At 36.0% G+C, this 20,986-nt stretch carries 21 protein-coding genes and 1 other annotated feature (1 of these 22 cut by a window edge); of the genes, 11 read left to right on the top strand and 10 right to left on the bottom strand.

The features are described 5' to 3' along the window. Positions 1-76 (bottom strand) — a binding site (T-box leader) (it extends 195 nt beyond the left edge of the window). 114 nt (positions 77-190) lie between these two features. From ACUN0F_RS07670 to ACUN0F_RS07655, 4 genes are all read left to right on the top strand, one after another. Further along, the gene (locus ACUN0F_RS07670; RefSeq protein ID WP_445539326.1) at positions 191-1,009 is read left to right on the top strand and encodes a class I SAM-dependent methyltransferase; all 819 of its coding nucleotides are present in this window, start codon (positions 191-193) and stop codon (positions 1,007-1,009) included. Positions 1,010-1,420: 411 nt separating this feature from the next. Next, positions 1,421-3,115, top strand: coding sequence for a methyl-accepting chemotaxis protein (locus tag ACUN0F_RS07665; RefSeq protein WP_445539325.1), 1,695 nt, complete (start codon positions 1,421-1,423; stop codon positions 3,113-3,115). A 226-nt stretch (positions 3,116-3,341) separates the two neighbouring features. Further along, complete coding sequence (locus ACUN0F_RS07660) at positions 3,342-5,033, top strand: methyl-accepting chemotaxis protein (protein ID WP_445539324.1); 1,692 nt, start codon at positions 3,342-3,344, stop codon at positions 5,031-5,033. A gap of 117 nt (positions 5,034-5,150) precedes the next feature. Then, positions 5,151-5,468 carry a metal-sulfur cluster assembly factor gene (locus ACUN0F_RS07655; RefSeq protein WP_098815113.1) on the top strand — a complete coding sequence of 106 codons (318 nt, stop codon included), beginning with the start codon at positions 5,151-5,153 and terminating at the stop codon, positions 5,466-5,468. A gap of 189 nt (positions 5,469-5,657) precedes the next feature. Here the strand turns inward: ACUN0F_RS07655 and nprB are convergent, their stop codons facing one another. The 6 genes from nprB to ACUN0F_RS07625 all read right to left on the bottom strand — a co-directional run bounded on the left by nprB (position 5,658) and on the right by ACUN0F_RS07625 (position 11,044). Further along, complete coding sequence (nprB, locus tag ACUN0F_RS07650) at positions 5,658-7,307, bottom strand: neutral protease NprB (protein WP_000745135.1); 1,650 nt, start codon at positions 7,305-7,307, stop codon at positions 5,658-5,660. Between the two features lie 183 nt (positions 7,308-7,490). Beyond that, entirely contained in the window at positions 7,491-8,189 is a 699-nt protein-coding gene (locus tag ACUN0F_RS07645; protein ID WP_445539323.1) for a pirin family protein, read from the bottom strand. A 51-nt stretch (positions 8,190-8,240) separates the two neighbouring features. Continuing rightward, positions 8,241-8,651, bottom strand: coding sequence for a MarR family winged helix-turn-helix transcriptional regulator (locus ACUN0F_RS07640; RefSeq protein WP_000845460.1), 411 nt, complete (start codon positions 8,649-8,651; stop codon positions 8,241-8,243). 112 nt (positions 8,652-8,763) lie between these two features. Next, entirely contained in the window at positions 8,764-9,198 is a 435-nt protein-coding gene (locus tag ACUN0F_RS07635; protein WP_000422822.1) for a DUF3920 family protein, read from the bottom strand. Between the two features lie 148 nt (positions 9,199-9,346). Then, positions 9,347-10,546, bottom strand: a complete 1,200-nt coding sequence (locus tag ACUN0F_RS07630) for a cation:proton antiporter (protein WP_097852920.1) — start codon at positions 10,544-10,546, stop codon at positions 9,347-9,349. Continuing rightward, positions 10,547-11,044: a cation:proton antiporter regulatory subunit gene (locus ACUN0F_RS07625; RefSeq protein WP_001026071.1), complete on the bottom strand. Its 498-nt coding sequence runs from the start codon at positions 11,042-11,044 to the stop codon at positions 10,547-10,549. It lies immediately after the preceding gene. 409 nt (positions 11,045-11,453) lie between these two features. Between ACUN0F_RS07625 and ACUN0F_RS07620 the strand changes: the two genes are divergently transcribed. From ACUN0F_RS07620 to ACUN0F_RS07605, 4 genes are all read left to right on the top strand, one after another. Further along, positions 11,454-12,887: an alanine/glycine:cation symporter family protein gene (locus tag ACUN0F_RS07620; protein ID WP_445539322.1), complete on the top strand. Its 1,434-nt coding sequence runs from the start codon at positions 11,454-11,456 to the stop codon at positions 12,885-12,887. Positions 12,888-13,348: 461 nt separating this feature from the next. Beyond that, on the top strand, positions 13,349-13,789 hold the full coding sequence (locus ACUN0F_RS07615) for a Dps family protein (protein WP_001041906.1): 441 nt from the start codon (positions 13,349-13,351) through the stop codon (positions 13,787-13,789). Beyond that, the gene (locus tag ACUN0F_RS07610; protein WP_445540863.1) at positions 13,759-14,055 is read left to right on the top strand and encodes a hypothetical protein; all 297 of its coding nucleotides are present in this window, start codon (positions 13,759-13,761) and stop codon (positions 14,053-14,055) included. The genes ACUN0F_RS07615 and ACUN0F_RS07610 overlap by 31 nt, the downstream gene beginning before the upstream one ends. Before the next feature lie 431 nt (positions 14,056-14,486). Continuing rightward, entirely contained in the window at positions 14,487-14,684 is a 198-nt protein-coding gene (locus tag ACUN0F_RS07605; protein ID WP_000656314.1) for a hypothetical protein, read from the top strand. A 16-nt stretch (positions 14,685-14,700) separates the two neighbouring features. On the opposite strand, the gene ACUN0F_RS07600 is transcribed toward ACUN0F_RS07605, so the two are convergent. Beyond that, positions 14,701-14,982, bottom strand: coding sequence for a hypothetical protein (locus ACUN0F_RS07600; RefSeq protein WP_000390915.1), 282 nt, complete (start codon positions 14,980-14,982; stop codon positions 14,701-14,703). A 118-nt stretch (positions 14,983-15,100) separates the two neighbouring features. Further along, positions 15,101-15,679: an LOG family protein gene (locus ACUN0F_RS07595; RefSeq protein ID WP_046955625.1), complete on the bottom strand. Its 579-nt coding sequence runs from the start codon at positions 15,677-15,679 to the stop codon at positions 15,101-15,103. Positions 15,680-15,752: 73 nt separating this feature from the next. Here ACUN0F_RS07595 and ACUN0F_RS07590 point away from each other — a divergent pair, with 73 nt between their 5' ends. The 3 genes from ACUN0F_RS07590 (at position 15,753) to ACUN0F_RS07580 (ending at position 17,954) form a co-directional block, all read left to right on the top strand. Further along, positions 15,753-16,076, top strand: coding sequence for a MazG nucleotide pyrophosphohydrolase domain-containing protein (locus ACUN0F_RS07590; protein ID WP_073517057.1), 324 nt, complete (start codon positions 15,753-15,755; stop codon positions 16,074-16,076). 53 nt (positions 16,077-16,129) lie between these two features. Continuing rightward, positions 16,130-16,636 carry a ferritin gene (locus tag ACUN0F_RS07585; protein ID WP_000949394.1) on the top strand — a complete coding sequence of 169 codons (507 nt, stop codon included), beginning with the start codon at positions 16,130-16,132 and terminating at the stop codon, positions 16,634-16,636. Between the two features lie 148 nt (positions 16,637-16,784). Further along, positions 16,785-17,954 (top strand): DUF418 domain-containing protein, encoded by a 1,170-nt coding sequence (locus ACUN0F_RS07580; RefSeq protein ID WP_264461662.1) that lies wholly within the window; start codon positions 16,785-16,787, stop codon positions 17,952-17,954. 43 nt (positions 17,955-17,997) lie between these two features. On the opposite strand, the gene ACUN0F_RS07575 is transcribed toward ACUN0F_RS07580, so the two are convergent. After that, positions 17,998-19,179, bottom strand: coding sequence for a NupC/NupG family nucleoside CNT transporter (locus tag ACUN0F_RS07575; protein WP_000706845.1), 1,182 nt, complete (start codon positions 19,177-19,179; stop codon positions 17,998-18,000). A gap of 350 nt (positions 19,180-19,529) precedes the next feature. Continuing rightward, positions 19,530-20,711, bottom strand: coding sequence for a NupC/NupG family nucleoside CNT transporter (locus tag ACUN0F_RS07570; RefSeq protein ID WP_000673848.1), 1,182 nt, complete (start codon positions 20,709-20,711; stop codon positions 19,530-19,532). Between the last annotated feature and the right edge of the window lie 275 nt (positions 20,712-20,986).

Raw genomic sequence — 20,986 nt, 5'->3', positions numbered from 1 at the left:
TTCTTGCTTCTTCTCAGCTACCGAAGCTCTCTGGAAAGAATGTGTTCATCCTACTTTTCCTTTTCAACGCTTTTACGTATAACATGTATTGTACGACTTAATAACAGAAAAATCAAACTTTAATTCAAGAAAAACAGGAAATCTCACCTTCCCGCCGAATACCTATACGTTCACAAAAGGAGTGATAACATTGAACCAAAAACAACTAAGCACTATAAATGAAAAAAGCTGGAATGCAGCTGCTTATGAAGCTTGGACGAATCGCCACGGGGCACCAGCCGATTATGCAAAAAAGCTTATGGAAGATCCCGTGCGCGAGGTAGATCACTATTTACCTTACATACAATCTCCAAAAGGAAAACGTATTATTAATTTACTCGGTTCAAAAGGCAATAAAGCCGTTGCTCTCTCTCTTTTAGGAGCTGACGTAACAGTTGTTGATATTTCGGCAAGTAATGCAAAATATGCAAATGAACTTGCGGAAGCAGCAGGTGTCTCTATCCAGTATGTCGTTTCTGATGTACTAAATGTACAGCTCTCCGAATCATTTGATATCGTATTACTGGAACTTGGTGTACTCCATTACTTTCTAGATTTAAAACCGCTCTTTCAAAAAATTGCTACCTTGCTTAAAGGAGATGGAACGCTTATCCTTCGTGACTATCATCCTGTTTACACGAAATTATTAGGAGTAGACCACCCATCATTTCGGGCCAATGGAAATTATTTCGATGAAGAATTGATTGAAGATGATGTTGCTTATAGCATCCTTCTTACAGAAGCGCAGAAAGAATCATTGCCTAAAACAACCATCCGTCGCTGGACGCTAGGAGAAATTATTACAACACTTGCGGAAGAACATTTTAAAATTGAAAAACTAGTTGAAGAACATGGGTCTCATCAAAGGTGGGTCTTCCCTTCTACTGCACCGGAAGAAATTGAAGATCGCGTGCCTGGTTTATATACATTAATTGCGACAGCATGCAAAAAAGGATCCCTTCACGGATAGGATCCTTTTTGCATGCTCACGCATATAAGTTGAGGTTGGAGATTACCATAATTCTGTAGAATAGGACACAAGATATTTCAACATTTCGTCTCTGACTTACGTCGTCAAAAAGGGGTATGACCAACATAACGAAGAGTAATGTCACAGTTGATACTGATAATCGTTATCAACTAATTAGAAGTATACATGATGTTATTTCAAATTACAATAGCATTTCTCATTTTTATTTATGAACTTTTTGATATACAAATGTATACATTTTAAGAACATTTACTCATATTAATCTGCCATCTTCCATTATCTGCTATAATTTTCATTGAACAGATTAATAACTTCATAATGATGTTTTTATTAATTTCGTTCTCAATATTTATAAATCATAATAAACAGTTTTTAAAGGCAGGGGTAACGATGAAATATGTTAGTATTCGCAAAAAACTACTGTTCACACTCTTAAGCATTTCTTCTTTATTTAGTATTGCTCTTATTGTTATTCTTTCATTCGCTATGAACCAAGCAAGCGAAATTGAAACGTTAAAAAATGATGTATCAAAACGAGCAACAATTTTAAAAGAACGTGGTGATTGGTTCCAAGCACAAGTTGCCGGTTTACAAGAATATTTACTGTCACATGATCAAAAAGGATTGGATAAATTCAACCGAGAAGGAAAAAAACTTGCTGATACTAGAGAGAAAGTAACAAGTGATAAAAAACTCCCAGAAGGAATGAAAGAAGCGATTTTAATGGGAGCAAAATGGCGAAGCGTCATAGATAATGAAGCCCTCCCTCTCGCTCGCGAAGGAAAATGGGACGAAGCATCCAAAATCGCTTTAGCTCAAACAGATTATGTAAACGATCTTTTAAGCCGTTTTACTAAATATGCAAATGAAGAAAATGATAAACGTGACGCATTAATTGCTGACGTAGAGTCTTCTTCATCTCTTATTCAATATATTATTTTCTTCTCACTCATTACATGTACGTTAACATCTATTTTATTAGCATGGTGGTTCTCTGGTAAACTCGTTAAACCGATACGACAAATTGATGAGAAATTAAAAGAATTAGCTTCTCAAGACGGCGATTTAACTGCTAGATTACACGTAACGAGTAAAGATGAAATTGGTGATATCGCCAATTCCTTTAATCAAATGCTCGCTAACTTACAACGTATCATAAAACAAGTGCAACAAACATCAACAAGTGTAAAAGAAGCGTCTGAAAATGTGTTCATCGAAACCACTGCTTCTATGGAAAATACAGCAAAAACCGAAGAAACTATGAATGCTCTTGCGTATAATATTCGTTCACAAGTTTCAAGCATCGAAGAAAGTTCAACTGCAATGGACGATATGACAACGAGTGTTCAGCGTATTGCAGAATCTGCCTCCTCTGTTGCTAGCCTAGCTGTTACAACTTCAGAAAAAGCAGATAGTGGGAATAAAGTCATTGAGAAATCTATTACACAAATGCATACAATTAACGAAGCTGTTAACGCTACATCACAAGTAGTAGAGCGACTCATTACACATACGAATCATATTGATACTGCACTTCAATCCATTTCTAATATCGCGGAACAAACGAATTTACTCGCTTTAAATGCTTCAATTGAAGCAGCTCGTGCTGGCGAACACGGAAAAGGATTCGCCGTTGTTGCCGATGAAGTACGAAAACTTGCTGAACAATCTCAGCTAGCAGCAACTGACATTAACCATTTACTTCATCAAATTCAAGCTGACACAAAAATAGCAAATGAAATGATGACACAAGGTCAGTCAGAGGCTTCGGAAGGAATTACAGTCATTCGTACCGCTGGATCTTCATTCTCGGAAATTGTTAACCACATTAACAAAGTCTCTACACAAATGCAAGAAATGTCTGCAACTGCTGAAGAAATGGCCGCAAGTTCAGAAGAAATCAATGCAGCTTTAAATAACATCGCCTCTATTTCAAATGAAGTTGCCGCCGAAACATCACAAACAGCAACTTCGGCTGGTGACCAAGTAAACAAAATGGGTGTCGTTGCTAAAAAAGCTTCTGAAATGAAAACGACTGTACAAGAACTTGAAGTTCTCGTTTCTCATTTCAAAACAAACGTTTAAAGCAAAACTTTCCTTTATACTTCTATGAGCTCCAAGTTGTTAAAAAGAGAGATTTACAGTCTCTCTTTTTTTAACCTTAAAATATCTCTTTCTATCTCTCATTACGTCTGCTATAATTCCTAAAGGAAAGAAGGAAGCTTTATTCCAGATGGAGTAAAGCTTTCTTTCGGTTTTTTACATTAATTAATTCTAATACTAAGATTTCACAAAGGGGGCTTTTTATCATATGAATTTTATTAGCATTCGAAAAAAACTAATGTTCATGATGGGAACGATTTGCGCTTTATTTGGCATCGCCTTAGCTTTTATTTTATTTTTTGCTATTGACCAATCTCGTAAAGCTGAAACATTACAAAAAGAAATTTCTCCTCTGGCAACAGAATTGAAAGAGCGTGGAGACGCTTATCAAGTACAACTTTCTGCTTTAAGAGGTTATTTACTACAACACGATCAAGTAGAATTAGACAAGTTTAACGAGATGAGTAAACGTCTGGAGGATTCAAAAGATAAACTTCTTTCTAATCCAAATATTTCTCAATCCGTGAAAGATACAATGAATTTAGGGTCCACTTGGAGAAAATTTATTGAAGAAAAAGTCTTCACCCTTGCAAAAGACCAAAAGTGGGAAGAAGCTTTACAAGTAGCTTCTACAGAGAATGGCTCTGTTTATAAAGTAATTGGTGATTTCACAAATTACAGTAATGAACAAGCTAAGTTACGTGATCAATCTATCAAAAAAATTGATCAATCTTCACTACAAATTGAATATGTTGTCTTCTTATCACTTGTTATTTGTATTATCGTAGCTATCATTCTTGCATGGTGGTTCTCTGGTAAACTTGTAAAACCAATTCAACAAATTGATAATAAGCTAAAAGAATTATCATCTCAAGAAGGTGACTTAACAGCTCGCCTACAAGTAAATAGTAATGATGAAATTGGTACGATCGCAACATCATTTAATAAAATGTTAGAAAACCTACAACATATTATCAATCGTGTTCAAAAAACATCCGTAGAAGTACAAAACGCTTCTGAAAATATGCTAGAAAAGACGAATATATCACGCGAGGCAACAATAAGAGTTCAAAGCTCGATGTCTAGCTTAAATGCAAATATTCAATCGCAAGCCTCTAGTATGGAAGAAAGCTCAACTGCAATGGACGATATGACAGTAAGCGTTCAGCGTATTGCTGAATCTGCTTCATCTGTAACTGAACTTGCTGTAACTACATCTGAACAGGCTAACGATGGAAGTTCAGTTATTCAAAAATCTGTTTCACAAATGACAACGATACACGACGCGGTAAATGCTACGTCAGAAGTGGTCGAACGTCTAATCACCCACACGAAATATATTGATACAGCTGTTCAATCTATTTCTAATATCGCAGAACAAACAAACTTACTTGCTTTAAATGCATCTATCGAAGCAGCTCGTGCTGGCGAACAAGGAAAAGGTTTCGCTGTCGTAGCTGACGAAGTTCGAAAACTTGCTGAACAATCTAAAACAGCGGCAACAGATATTAACCAACTACTACATCAAATTCAACAAGACACTGAAACTGCGAGCTCTATGATGTCCCAAGGCCGTTCGGAAGCATTTGAAGGCATTCATGTCATTCGTGAAGCTGGAAATTCTTTCACAACGATTGTAGAACAAGTAAATAAAGTATCTACTCAAATGCAAGACATCTCAGCAACTGCTGAAGAAATGGCTGCAAGCGCTGAAGAAATGAACGCTTCGCTGAATAACATCGCTTCTATTTCGACTGAAGTATCTAGTGAAACAGCGGCAACAGCACAATCTGCTGAGCAAAAGGTCATTACTATGAATGAGATGACTGTAACTGCTAGACAAATGAAACAAACAGTTCAAGAATTAGATCAACTCGTATCTCATTTCAAAACTGAATAGCTTTCAAAAAACATTCCTCTTTCAAGAGGAATATTTTTTTGAGCTCATTCCCTGCATATTATATATATATCCGTTATAATGAGAATCGATATCATTAATATGTAGGGGGTGCTACACATGTCACAACAAGCATTTGAAGAAAAGTTATATGCAAACTTAGAAGCTGTTATTGATCCTGAACTAGGTGTTGATATTGTTAATCTTGGATTAGTTTATGACGTTACAGCAGATGAAAATAATAATGCTGTCATTACGATGACGATGACTTCTATCGGTTGTCCAATGGCTGGGCAAATTGTATCAGACGTTAAAAAAGTATTATCAACGAACGTACCTGAAGTCAATGAAATAGAAGTAAATGTCGTTTGGAATCCGCCCTGGTCTAAAGAACGCATGTCACGTATGGCGAAAATCGCATTAGGTGTTCGTGACTAAATAAAGAAAGACCTGACATCCTAGGAGGGCACTGAAAAAGTGGTTGCTTTGAGAAAATAACACGCATTTTATCAATATGTTGAAATTAAAAAGGACCCCATCACCTTTATATAGTAGGTGGTAGGATCCTTTTTCTTATGAAGTGGAGTTTTTCAGTGCCCTCCATCCTAGTCAGGTCTTTTTCTCTTATTATTTTACGCCTACTGCATCATAAGCTTTCGTTACAGCTTGTACAGCTTTAGAGTTTTTACCATATAAATCTTCAGCTGACTGAAGAGCAGCTTGACGCATCATCTTAAAGTCAGAGTTTGCAGTTAAATATTTCGTAAGAGCACGGTAATAAATTTTTTCTGTCGCTTCACGGCCTACTCCAGCTACTTTCACGCCGTAATGCTCTCCGCCATCAGATACTAAATATGCAGCTTTATTGTTAATACTACTGTTAATATGAACGCCGCCATTATCAGCTGTTCCAGTGTAGCGTTTATTGTAATGATCTGGGTAACCTTCACCTGGTTTTAATGGATTTGGAATAGATGCTGGATCTTTCAGAGAACGAAGTGCATCACCAGGTTTTCCAGGTGTATAAATATCAGCACCTAAATCCCAGCTCTTCTTCTCAACCATGACACCCATAATATCAGATAACGATTCATTTAACGCACCTGACTCATTTTTATAAACAAGGTTTGCTGTATGTTCAGTTACAGCATGCGTTAATTCGTGACCGATAACATCTAATCCAGCAGATAATGGAATGAATGTTTTTCCATCACCATCACCATACATCATTTGCACACCGTTCCAAGCTGCGTTATTCCAACTCTCTCCTACGTGAACAGTAGAAATTAGCTTCGCACCTTTATCATCGAAAGAGTTACGATTAAATGTCTTTTTGTAGTAATCGTATACTTTTCCTGCATTTACATGCGCATCAACCGCTGCTTTATCTTCGAAGAACTTAGATTTACTCTCAACCTCTTCTCCTGTATATCCAAGCCATTGTGAGAATAAATTAAACAAGTTTTCATCCATATTTTCTGCATCAAATGTGTGAACACCTTGTCCTCGTTTACCATCAAATAAGTTGAACGCTCCTGTTTTCTCATCTTGAGCAATTTCAAATGATTGTCTATCGCCTAATACTCCGTAACCAAATCCTGTAATGTGATCTACAGCGTTATATTTCTCAATTACATTTCCATTCGTTGCATCAACGAAATAATGCCAATAGCCTGGAGCTGGTTTTGAAATCGATGCCTTAACTAAGTATGCAAGATAGTACTTCCCATCTTTTTCATACACAAATAAATCTTTTTTCACACCGTCATAATTCTTTACTTTACCAACTTCTTTTTCAATATCTGCCTTTGCAATTGTTTCCGCTTGCTCTGCACTAATATTTGCAAACGCAGGAATATTTTTATCCTCTAAATTCGGAATAACTTGTCCGAAGAATGCTTTTACATTATTTTCTTTATCAAGTGTAACAGTTTGATCTGAACCATACACAGGAATGTTATTATGCTTCTCAACTAACTTCACATGTGTTGTGCCAGATTCAGCATCTTTTTCTTCCCCAACGACATTGAAATGTTTATCAATATTTCCTGCTAATTTAAACATATCTTTCTTACTCTCTAAATACTGAAAGACTGTCTCTTTTTTATCTAGTCCTTCCGGTGCTTTCCATTCTTCACCTATGTATGCAGGCGTTTTAAATTCTTGATGATATTGAATTTTTTGTTCTTCCGCTTTCGTTGTCGTTGCTCCAAATGTTCCAAATCCCCCGGCGATAACAGTTAAGGCTAATGCTGATGAAATGACTTGCTTTTTCACTATAACATTCCCCATTCCCTAAAGATTTTTGACACTTTTATACAATTCTTATTTTCCGGGCTAATACCTTTATCTAAATATTGAGAAAGTTTTCTCTGACAATTCCACTCAAAAAAAGAGGACATCCTCTTGGGTGTCCTCTTTTTCATAAAGTGAAACTATAATCAGTGGGGGATAAACATTTTATTGTTTTTTCAATTCAATTGCTAAATAGTGTGATTGCTCTTTCGCTTCAATATGAATATCTTCTTCTACCGCTTCTGCTGCATCACGCATAATAAGCTTTTCACCATTTATTACGCTACTTCCTTCAATTTGTACAAGGTACAATTGACGACCTTCTTTCACAGGAAAATGAATTTCTTTTCCAGCATCTAACGATAAAGAATATAAATTCGCATCTTGGTGAATTTGAATTGGTGCCTCTCCTTCTAGTGGAGATACCATGTGAAACCATTCGTTTTCACGCTTGCTCCAATCAAATGTAAACTCACCATAGTTTGGTTTATGATCCGCACGATCTGGTAAAATCCAAATTTGTAATAAACGTAGTGTTTCATTTCCTAAATTATGCTCGCTATGAAATACACCTGTGCCAGCACTCATATATTGAACATGTCCTCGCTCAATTGTTCCGCGGTTCCCCATGCTATCCTCATGTGTTAAAGCACCATCTACAACGTACGAAATGATTTCCATATCGCGGTGCGGATGCATATCAAAACCAGTTTGCGGTGCTACTAGGTCATCATTAATTACACGCAATGCTCCAAAGTTCATGTTATTCGGGTTATAGTAATTCGCAAAGGAAAAATGAAAATGTGTATTTAACCAACCGTGATTTGCTCTTCCCATATTTTTATGATCAACTTTTCTAAACATATCCTTCACCTCATATTATCTCGAATTCAAGATTTATTTCAAAAATTTTTCTCACTGTAATTTTTTTAGTAATTGTAATAATTGATGTTGTTCTTCTACATTTAAATTTTGAAACTGCTCCGCTTGGAACGTTTCTTGAGGCGGGACGATTTCTTCATATAAAGCTTTTCCCTTTTCTGTTAACGAAATATATTTTGTAGTACCTTCTTGTTCACGATGAATCCACTCCAGCTGCTCCATTTTATTTAATAGCTGCGTGATATTTCCCTTCGTAACAAATAGTTTATTTCCGAGCTCTTGCTGCGTTAGACGATTATGTCCTCCAACTTGAGCTAGCACATCAAACTGAGCGGCAGATACATTCCATTCTTTCAAATGCTGATTCGTCTCACGAATACTTTTGTTATAAAAACGTGATAAACGAAACCATAATAGTAATCCGAGTCTATCTTCTGTCTTCATTCTATCACCTCGCTCATTTCATACCATTAGTTTAGAGCTAAACTTTATAAAAGTCAATCACTTACTTTTAGTAATTAACAAAGAAAGCACAGTGCCATTTCTTCACTATGCTTTACATTAATTTTCTATTTTTATATTCATCTAACTTCCTCTCCGCGAACTTTCTCGCATCTTTCTCAATCCATCTATCTTCGTACAATTCACTTCCAACATACAATACTTCCCTCTTATGCTGCATCGCATGGCGAAATTCATGCAGTAATGTTTTGAGCACCTGCTCATACTCTTCCCATATGCAAACAAAAATTAATTGTTTTTCTTTATGATAAAAACCACCTACTGGGAATAAGAATTCCTCTTCTTCTTCTCCTAATGATAGAAGCACATGATTCGCATCACACGTATCACAAAAAATAACTGGTGTTTTACATACTTCAATGAGTGAAAACAAATCATCTCTAAGCCTTTTGACATCCCAAGGAAGCTCCGAATCCAACACATACCAATTCTCCACCTGTTGATATACATTTTGAAACTGGAGTTCCATTTCTCTATAATCCCCTTTCCAAACTCCCTTTTCCTATATGTATGCCACAATATGTAAAATATTAAACCTACTCTTTCCCCTTTCGAAAAATGACAATAAAAAAGAATCTATGTCAGCATAGATTCTTTTGTTACAATCATTGTTTCATTCAGTTAGTCTTCGTATCCCACTTAAAGATTTTATTTAAAAATTTATATACATTCTTTGATTCTTTCGTCAGAAGTGGACCTAAGATGGATAGTATAAGCACGTATAGTGCCGAGAATGGTTTCAAGACTGACATTAAACCACCGGCGATGCCGATATTGGCCATAATGATAGAGAATTCTCCTCTTGAAACGATTGTTAATCCAATATTTGTTGACGCTTTATGAGATAATCCAGCTTGTCGCCCTGCAATCATACCTGCAACAAAGTTTCCGATGACTGTAAGAAGGACAGCACCTAACGTTAACCATATCGCTCCACCTAATGAAAACGGATCAATGCTTAATCCGAAACTGAAGAAGAAAATAGCTCCGAAAAAGTCTCTAAATGGAACAACGAGATGTTCAATTCTGTCACTATGCTCTGTCTCAGAGAAAACTAATCCTAAAAGAAGTGCACCAATTGCTTCTGCAACGTGAATTGTTTCCGAGAAACCTGCAATAAAGAATAACGAAGCAAATACTACAATAATGAAAATTTCATCTGAACTAATATTGAGCAATTTATTTAATAATGGTGTAGCCTTTCTAGCTACAATAAAGAATAGAAGCATGTATCCTAGAGCAATTCCAATTGAAGTAAGAGCTCCTAAGAAGGAAGCATGATCCCCTAGAACTAAGCCTGAAACGACTGATAAATATACAGCAAGGAATATATCTTCGAACATGATAATTCCTAAAATTAATTCGGTCTCATTATTACCAGTTCTTCTTAAATCCACTAACACCTTTGCAACGATAGCGCTAGAAGAAATCGTAATAATACCCGCAATAATTAAGATTTCTAGTAAAGGGAATCCCATTATAAATCCATATAATAACCCAAGTGAAAAGTTAATTAAAATATAGATCGTTCCGCCAATTGCAATAGAACGTCCAGATTTAATTAGTTTTTTCATCGAAAACTCTAGTCCTAGATAGAACAGAAGGAACAGAACACCAATCCGTCCAAGGAAGGAAATGACACTTGCACTTTCAATAAACTTGAAATCAATCACACCTATTGTCGGCGCGTGTGGCCCTACTAACATCCCAAGAACAATTAGAAACGGAATGACTGAGAATTTAAACTTTCCAGCAATTACTGCCGCAATTGCAACTAATACTAACGCTGTACCAACTTCAAAAATTAACGTATCCATCTAGTCAGTCCCCCTATTCGAAAGTAACTCATTAATAATTTTTTTAATTTCTTCTCTCTCACCTGAAACTACAAGCATATCGCCTTCTTCAATTACCGTTTCTGGCCCTGGATTAAATAGCTTTTTCATATTCTTTTTCATAACTGCAATGATCGTTACGCTATATGTTTTTCTTATTTCAAGATCACCGATTGTTTTTCCAAGCGCTGGAGCAGCATTCTCTACTTTAAACCACTCAATCGCTAAACCTTCAAAGACCATTTCAACATTTTCTAATGCTCTAGGCTTATATACCATTCCACCTAATATTGCTGCAATTTGTCTCGCCTCTGAGTCACGTAATGAAATACTTGAGATGCTTTCTTCATGATCTGAATCAAAATGATACATTTCTCTACGCCCATCATCATGAATGACAATCACCATCTTTTCGTTACCTTTCGTAACGATTTGAAACTTATAACCAATACCCGGAAGTTCACTTTCTCTAATATTCATATTTAGCTCCTCCATAACTTCTTTATTTTAATTTTCTGTTTTTCTGTCTTTTGTTCATCCAATCAATTTTAGAAATTCTAACCATTCAGGATACCTATGACTTGGAAATCTTTTATTGTAATAATAAGTCGCTCCTAAAAAGATACTTAAAGATGAAATGATAAAAAATATATTACTTCTCATTTTCAAACTCTTAAGGCTTACTTTCAATAAAGTTTCTTCTTTCAAATTATCCCCTCTTTCTCGCTTTACATTTAGTTTTTTAAAATGTAAATAATTCTAAAAATATTACGATGTAACATAATCATAACACAAAACATGTTTATGTAACATCATTTTTTAGAAAAATTGATTCTCGTATATTTTTTGCATATAATTTTCTTATTACGGAAAAAAGGAAGTGTATTATATGGTTGATATCTTTAGCAGATTCCTTGAGGTAACGAATAATATTTTATGGTCATATATTCTTATTGCAATGCTAATCGGCTTCGGTCTTTATTTCTCTTTTAAATTAAAATTCGTCCAAATTACTCATTTACGTGAGATGGTCAGTTTAATTAGTAAAGGATTTAATCGAAAAGAAAAAAAGAAAGATAGCATCTCTCCATTCCAAGCATTTTGCTTAAGTGCAGCAGCACGTATCGGTATCGGAAATTTAGCTGGTGTAGCATTAGCCATTTCAATGGGTGGACCTGGCGCAATATTTTGGATGTGGTTTATCGCAATTATCGGAGCAGCTACTAGTTTCGTAGAATGTACGCTCGCGCAAATTTATAAAGTAAAAGATGGAAGCAGGTTCCGTGGTGGACCAGCATATTACATGGAAAAAGGATTAAACAAACGCTGGATGGGTGTTTGGTTTTCACTTCTTATTACAGTTGCGTACGGATTAATTTTCAATTCTGTACAAGCAAATACAGTAACAATAGCGTTTGAAAATGCTTTTGGACTAGAGCGAACGATTGTAGGAGCTCTATTAGCTTTATTAGTTGCAGTTATTATTTTTGGTGGTATCAAGAGCATTTCACGTATTACAGAAATGATTGTTCCTCCAATGGCAATCATTTATATTGGTGTGGCTGTTTTTGTCGTAATTAACAACTTCAATATGTTACCAAGCATTTTTATGGAAATATTTAATGGCGCATTCGGTTTAGACCAAGCTATCGCTGGTGGTATTGGAGCAGCAATCAAATTCGGAATTCAGCGCGGTCTATTCGCGACAGAAGCAGGTATGGGTAGCTCCCCTAACGCAGCAGCAACATCAGATGTATCTCACCCTGTAAAACAAGGACTTGTTCAAGCATTAGGTGTTTTCGTAGATACATTCTTAGTATGTACATCAACAGCGTTTATCGTATTATGTTCTGGACTTTACAAAGGATCGAATTTAGAAGGTATTGAATTAACACAACAAGCATTAAGTTCACAAATTGGACCGTGGGCAAGCACTTTCTTAGCGATTATTATTTTCCTATTCGCTTTCAGTTCTTTACTAGGAAACTACTATTATGGTGAAACAAACATCGCATTCATTAAAGAAAGCAAAACATGGTTACTGATTTATCGTGTTGCAGTTGTCGGAATGGTGTTCTTCGGATCTATCGCTGCCCTTCAAACGGTTTGGAGTTTAGCTGATTTCTTTATGGGACTAATGGTATTCACAAACTTAATTGCCATCTCATTCCTTAGCAAGTTTGCATACGCAGCTTTAGTAGACTATATAAAGCAAAAGAAACAAGGAAAAGATCCTGTCTTCATTGCAAGTTCTATCCCTGGCTTACAGAATACAGAGTGCTGGGATGGACAGGATGTAGAAGAGAAACAAAAGGCTGTGTAACAGCAAAAAGCGGAAGCGGCTCGTCCAGAATCGCAGGACATTGGAGCTCTCGACCTTGAAGCGCTTTTTGCTTCGAGCGAGAGAGAGAGCGAAATGACCGGAGATTCTAGCCGCTGGAGCTGGATATCATTTAAAGCGGAGGTGACTTGCTCAGAACAGGAGGGCATTGGAGCTCCTGACGAAGAGGCGCTTTTTGCCTCACAGGAAGGCTCGAAATGACCGACTGTTCTAGTCACTGAAGCTGGATATAATTAAAAACAAAAGCGGCTCGTTTAGAACAAGAGCTATATACCAAACAAAATCCCTATTACTCCACAGTAATAGGGATTTTTATTTATAACAGTTCATAATTTGTACAAATTAATTCCAGCAAAAGGGTTGATTTATACGAATTACTAGATTATAATAATTATAAATTAGTAATTGATATAACATAACAACTCAAAAGGAGATTGATCATAATGAACAAACAAGTAATCGTAGTATTAAACAAACAAGTAGCAGACTGGAGCGTTTTATTCACAAAACTACACAACTTCCATTGGTACGTAAAAGGCCCTCAATTCTTCACATTACATGAAAAATTCGAAGAACTTTACACAGAATCAGCTACTCACATCGACGAAATTGCAGAACGCATTTTAGCAATTGGTGGTAAACCAGTAGCAACAATGAAAGAATACTTAGAACTATCTTCTATTCAAGAAGCAGCATACGGCGAAACTGCAGAAGGAATGGTTGAAGCAATCATGAAAGACTACGAAATGATGCTAGTCGAACTGAAAAAAGGCATGGAAATCGCTCAAAACTCTGATGACGAAATGACATCTGACCTACTACTAGGCATCTACACAGAACTAGAAAAACACGCTTGGATGCTACGCGCGTTCTTGAATCAATAATATATTTAAAAGCGGAAGTGGCTCGTTCAGAATGTGAGGGAGATGGAGCTTTTGACGTAGAGGCGCTCTTTGCCTCGCAGGAAAAAGCGAAGCCACCGAACATTCTAGCCGCTGGAGCTGGATATCACCTTAAAGCGGAAGCGGCTCGCTCAGAACAGGAGGGTGTTGGAACTCCTGATTACGAGGCGCTTTTTGCCTCGAATGAAGGAGTGAAACAACCGACTGTTCTAGCCGCTGGAGCTGGATATCATTTAAAGCGGAGGTGACTCGCTCAGAACAAGAGGGCATTGGAGCTCCTGACGAAGAGGCGCTTTTTGCCTCACAGGAAGGGGCGAAATGACCGACTGTTCTAGTCACCGGAGCTGGATATCACTTAAAGCGGAAGCGGCTCGTTCAGAGTCGCTTTTTTCTATGAAGTGGTCGCATTCAATGGTACATGAAATTATATCAACGATTTTTCAAATATATCGACGATAACCCACAATATATCAACGATTTTTTCATTATATCGACGATTCGACATAGGATATCGACTTACCGACAAAACACGACAATATTAGCACCCCTCTCCTCTACTTTTATCAATATATTACAATCCCTTTTATGTTAAAATATAGGTAACACCCTTTAGTAAAATAGATCCAAAAAAGCTTTTCCATATTCATCATTTACTACTTAAATGGCGGGAGTGGTTCAGTTGAAAGACTACTTAATTAGAGCATTTTTTGCGTTAATAACAGTTGGGATTCTCTTACTTATAGCTAATATTTTTAATATACGTGTCGAGGTTAAAGACTATGCTTTCCTCGTTGTTGTAGCAATTGGTGGCGGCTGGGGTGGCTGGTACCTGTATAAAAAACAAAGTAATCAAAGTGATAAAGGCATTCCAAAGTAATACGGAATGCCTTATTTTATTGCCGTCTATAATAAATAATAAAATTCAAACCGCTAATACAGCCAATTGCAATAAACATGCTAAAACTCTGTGCATCCCCAGCTAGATTATACTCATCAACGATAAACCCAGACATAAACAACGTCATCGCGGCAACACCGATACACAATATCGAAATAAACCAAAGCGAAAATTCATTAATTAGCTCTTTCTTCTGTGTTGAAACAATTAGCATAACAAGAATAGATGCTGCTAATATACTTTTAAAAACAGGACGTAAATACACAAACTCCTCCATCTATTTCTCCTTTTCCAAAAACATTATATCTAAATATTAATATATTTAACCAAACTAAAAACACATGCCTTTTCAAAGTAAAATGACATGTGTTTCCAAAAATATCTATAAAATTGTATTATGATAGCTGCTTCCACTTCGTTCCTAAAACAGGACGCTCGTAATTTTGGATTGCATGAATTAGTTTATCTGCCGTCTCAGCTGAAACGATCAATTCTTTATTTGATGGGTTCATAAACCCTTCTTCCGCTGCACGTTCAACCATTTGCAAAATTGGTCCATAAAAGCCTTTTATATTCAATAAACCAACTGGCTTATTATGTATACCAATTTGTGACCAACATACTACTTCAAATAGCTCTTCAAACGTTCCGTATCCGCCTGGTAATGCAATAAAAGCATCCGCAAGCTCTGCCATTTTCGCTTTGCGCTCGTGCATCGTTTCTACTTCAATTAATTCTGTTAGCCCTGTATGAACAATTTCTCCTCGGAATAGACCGCGCGGCATAACACCTGTTACGCGCCCGCCTAAACGAAGAACTTCGTTTGCCACTTCTCCCATTAACCCAACGCAAGAACCACCGTATACAAGCTCATAATCGTTCTCAACAAACATTTTCCCTAACGCTATTGCCTGCTCTTTAAATTCAGGTCTCTCCCCTAAGTTGGAACCTGCAAACACACAAATCTTTCTCATTCCTACACCCCAAAACTATATATTGTCATGATACAATTGTTATTGTACAACATATTGAGGAGATGAGGAAGAAATGGATATCGTTGCATTTCAAAGATGGGTTGAGGAATTTTACGAAAAACGAAGCTGGTCACAGTATAATGCCTTTATTCGCTTAAATTTCTTAACAGAGGAAGTTGGAGAAGTTTCACGCGTTGTTCGCGCTATTGAAATCGGCCGTGATCGTCCTGATGAGGACGCGAAAACAGAAGAAGAGCTAAAACAAGAACTAAAGGAAGAACTTGGTGATGTACTATCTAATCTTATTATTCTTTCACAAAAATATGATTTAGATTTACAAGACATTATGGAGGCACACGTCACAAAGCTTTCGAAAAGGTTCGAAGTATCCAAATGAGAATATTATCAATTATGGTATAATATTCTTGTCACAATACTAAGGGGGATTTTATGTTATCTAAAAAATTGCACGACGCATTAAACGATCAAATGAACTTTGAATTTTACTCTGCCCATGCTTATATGGCGATGGCTGCTTACTGTACGGCGGAGAGCTATGATGGATTCGCTAATTTTTTCCTTGTACAAGCTGAAGAAGAGCGCTTCCACGCAATGAAGCTTTACAACTACATTAATGACCGCGGTGAGCGCGCTATTATTACTGGATTTGATAATCCGAATAACGAATATGAATCTGTACTGAACGCTTTTGAAGTAGCACTTGAGCACGAGCGTGAAGTAACGAAGCGTATTTACAACTTATCTGATATCGCTTGGGATGAGCGTGAGCACGCAACAATTACATTCTTAAAATGGTTCGTCGATGAGCAAGTAGAAGAAGAATCTTCATTCGATAGCATCATCCAAAAATTAAAACGTATTACAAGCGATTCAAACGCATTATTTATGCTAGACGCTGAATTAGAGAAACGTACATTTACGCCTCCAGCTGAGTAGTGTTTCAATCACCTTAATGAATGTATTAAGGTGATTTTTTTATTTTCTCTCTAGCTTAAAATCACCTTAAATTTCCTCATATTTGACATAGCGCCCACTATAAAGTGGTATTATTTTCAATATAAAATAATATACGAGGAGAGAAAAAATGAATCAACGTGTAGAAGTTGTTGACGCCATGCGTGGCTTCGCTTTATTTGGTATTTTACTTGTTAATATAACATTAATTCAATTCGGGTTCTTCGCTAATGAAAAACCATCCTATATATTTGGCGAACTCGATAAAGGTGCTAATTGGTTTATTCAATTTTTCGGCACACAAAATTTCATTTCTTTATTCTCTTTTTTATTTGGTCTTAGCATTATTTTGTTACAAAAAAGCATTGTCGCAAAAGGAAAAAAGTTTTCCCCTACATATTTACGTCGTATTCTTATTCTTTTACTACTAGGTTTTATTCACGGCGTGCTCATTTGGTCCGGGGATATTTTATTCTCATATGGGCTCATCGGGATTTTCTTACTGATGTTTATAAACAGAAAGCCAAAAACATTATTAATTTGGGCAACTATTCTACTCGCACTCCTTACACTTATGACTTATTCAACTGACCCAAATACAAATGTTACTGATTTTGCTCCTTATATTGAAAAAGAACATAAAGTTCATGAGACTGGAAGCTATATGGATCATGTCAACTTTAGGTTAACTGAAAATCCTTTCGAATATATAGGCATTGACGGTTTCTTCGGATTAACCTTTATAACACTTTTTACACTCATTTTCCTATCTCCACTTTTCTTAATCGGTATGTACGTAGGAAAAAAAGGGTGGTTATTTGAGATTGATAAACATATCTCTGCTGTCAAAAGGATCTGGCTTCTTACTGGTATTTTCTCTTTTACAATCAAAATTTCAGCTATGTTCGTCAAACATCCTATTGTACTTATGTTACAAGACGGCCTTACACCAGTAACCATGACCTTCTTTTACGGAAGCACAATTATTTTATTATTCCATTACAAAAAAGCAACCCGTCTACTAACATACATGGCCAATATGGGAAAAATGTCGGTTAGTAATTACTTAGCCCAGTCCATTATCACAACAACAATTTTTTACGCATACGGCTTTGGCTTATTCGGTAAAATAGGATATTTCTTCGGTATTCTTTTAACGATTGGAATCTATACAATTCAATTATTTGTTAGCACATATTGGCTGCGAAAATATCGAATGGGTCCTGTTGAGTATATATGGAGGCTTGGAACTTATTTGGAGAAACCACAATTTAAAAGAGACTTAGATAGAGCAAGTTAAATAAAAAAGCAACGAGCCTACGCTCATTGCTTTTCTTAATTTATTAAAGCATAACCCCAACGATAATCGCTGATAATATACTTACTAACGTTGCACCGTATACAAGTTTTAAGCCGAATGAAGATACAACGTTTGCTTGTTTGCCATCGATACTCTTCGTTGCACCTGCGATAATTCCGATTGATGAGAAGTTCGCAAATGATACAAGGAAGATAGATAAAATACCTACTGTACGAGCTGATAAATCACCAGCTACTTTTCCAAGATCAAGCATTGCAACGAATTCGTTCGTTACTAATTTCGTTGCCATAATTTGTCCTGCCGTTAGCATCTCTGATGTTGGAATACCCATTACGAATGCTAATGGTGAGAAAACATATCCTAAAATGCTTTGGAATGTGATTCCGAAAATTGAATCGAACACACCGTTAATTGCTGTAATTAATGCTACGAAACCGATTAACATCGCCGCTACTGTTACAGCGATAGAGAAACCAAGCATAATATATTCGCCTAACATTTCAAAGAATGTTTGTTTTTTATCTTCTTGTAATTCTAAAATATCGTCTTCTTCTTTCACTTCATATGGATTAATAATATGAACGATAATGAATCCACTAAATAAGTTTAATACAAGTGCTGTTACTACATATTTTGGATCAATCATTTTCATGTAAGAACCGACGATTGACATCGATACTGTTGACATAGAAGATGCACAAAGTGTGTATAAACGATTTTTCGGTAATTTGCTTAGTTGATCTTTTACTGTAATAAATACTTCACCTTGACCAACGATTGCAGCTGCTACTGCATTATATGATTCTAGTTTTCCTAAGCCGTTAATTTTACTTAATAGGAAACCGACTGCACGAATGATAATCGGTAATACTTTAATGTGTTGTAAGATCCCAATTAGTACTGCTAAGAAAATAATTGGTAATAATACTGTTAAGAAGAATGGTGCTTGTCCATCATTTGCTAGACCACCAAATACGAAATTAACCCCTGCTTCCGCAAATTTTAAAATAGCCCCAAACCCATCTGCAATCCCTTTTACTAATACAAATCCGATCTTTGTATTTAGTAAGAAATACGCAAGTACCAATTGAATGACAAGCATAAGTGCAATTGGTTTATATTTAATTTTCTTACGATCTGAACTGATAAGGAACCCTAGTACAAATACTACAAGTAAACCGACTAGAAACATTACGATCTTCATATGTGAATCCTCCACTTCTCCCACGAGTTATCGGTCGTATAACGTATAACGAATGACGTCTGACCATTGTTGTTAAAAAATTTAAAACCCCTAAATTCTATTCAACTGTTTTCTAAAATCAGTAAGCGTTTACATAAATTGCAATTTATAAAAGGTAGCTTCTTCTCTCCTACCATACTTGAAAGTCTGAAATTGATACCACCTACAAATCAAATTGTAAGCGTTATCCAATCGAAATGCAATATAAATTTTAAAAGATTTTTATATGTTAATATATTCCTAACTAATTGGTTTTTTCATGCAAATTTACCATAAAAAATAGCCCTAGCTATGAGCTAGGGCTATTTTTCTTATAACATAACACCAACGATAATCGCTGATAGAATACTTACTAATGTCGCACCGTACACAAGGCGTAGACCGAATGATGATACAACATTTGATTGGTTTTCATCGATACCTTTCGTTGCACCTGCGATAATTCCGATTGATGAGAAGTTCGCAAATGATACAAGGAATACAGAAAGAATACCAACTGTACGAGCTGATAAATCACCAGCTACTTTTCCAAGATCCAGCATCGCAACAAATTCGTTTGATACTAATTTTGTTGCCATAATTTGTCCCGCTGTTACCATCTCTGCTTGCGGGATACCCATTACAAATGCTAATGGTGAGAAAATGTATCCTAAAATAGCTTGGAATGTAATACCGAACATTGAATCAAACAAGCTATTAATTGCTGTAATTAATGCTACGAAACCAAGTAACATTGCCGCTACTGTGATTGCAATCGTGAAACCAAGCATAATATATTCACTTAGCATTTCAAAGAATGACTGTTTTTTCTTATTTTCTAATTTCAGTGTATCTTCTTCTTCTGTAATATCGTACGGGTTAATAATATGAATAATAATGAAACCACTAAATAAATTTAATACAAGTGCTGTTACTACATATTTCGGTTCGATCATTTTCATATAAGAACCTACGATTGACATTGATACTGTCGACATGGAAGATGCACATAATGTATATAAACGATGTTTTGGGATTTTACTTAATTGATCTTTTACTGTAATAAATACTTCCGCTTGCCCAACAATGGCAGCTGCTACTGCGTTATATGATTCTAGTTTTCCTAGACCATTTACTTTACTTAGCGCAGTACCAATAGCACGAATAAATATCGGTAAAATTTTAAAGTGTTGCAGAATTCCGATTAAAACGGCAAAGAATACGATTGGTAATAACGCTGTTAAGAAGAATGAAACCTCTCCTTTATTAACAAGACCGCCAAATACGAAAACGATTCCAGCTTCCGCATATCCAAGAAGCGCGCCAAATCCATCTGAAATTCCTTTTACTAAAATATAACCAACTTGCGTGTTTAATAAGAAATAACTTAACGCTAGCTGAATAACAAGCATAATTGCGATTGGTTTATACTTAATCTTCTTTCGATCGGCACTTATAAGAAAACCGAGTACAAATACAACGAGCAATCCTACAAGAAACATAACAAACTTCATTAATAAAATCCTCCATTTAACTCTTCATTAACGTTGAACGTCTGACCATTTGAAATAAGAAATAATCCGAACTTTCCATTTCTCCTCTAAAACCTTCAATCGGATAGGAAAGATCATAAAACCTCTTGTTTCAAAGGCATTTTCCATTCTAACATAAATCACAACTCATATCCGCACTTTTCTTAAAAAAATTACATTTTATTATAAAACGTTCATGAATGTTCGTCTTTTACATTATATAGCGAAACTTTAATCAGTATCATCCCCACTGATTA

This window comes from Bacillus sp. 1A (genome assembly GCF_052682215.1).
The sequence above is the reverse complement of the archived record's forward strand: the minus strand, read 5'-3'. Positions and strand labels throughout refer to the sequence as shown.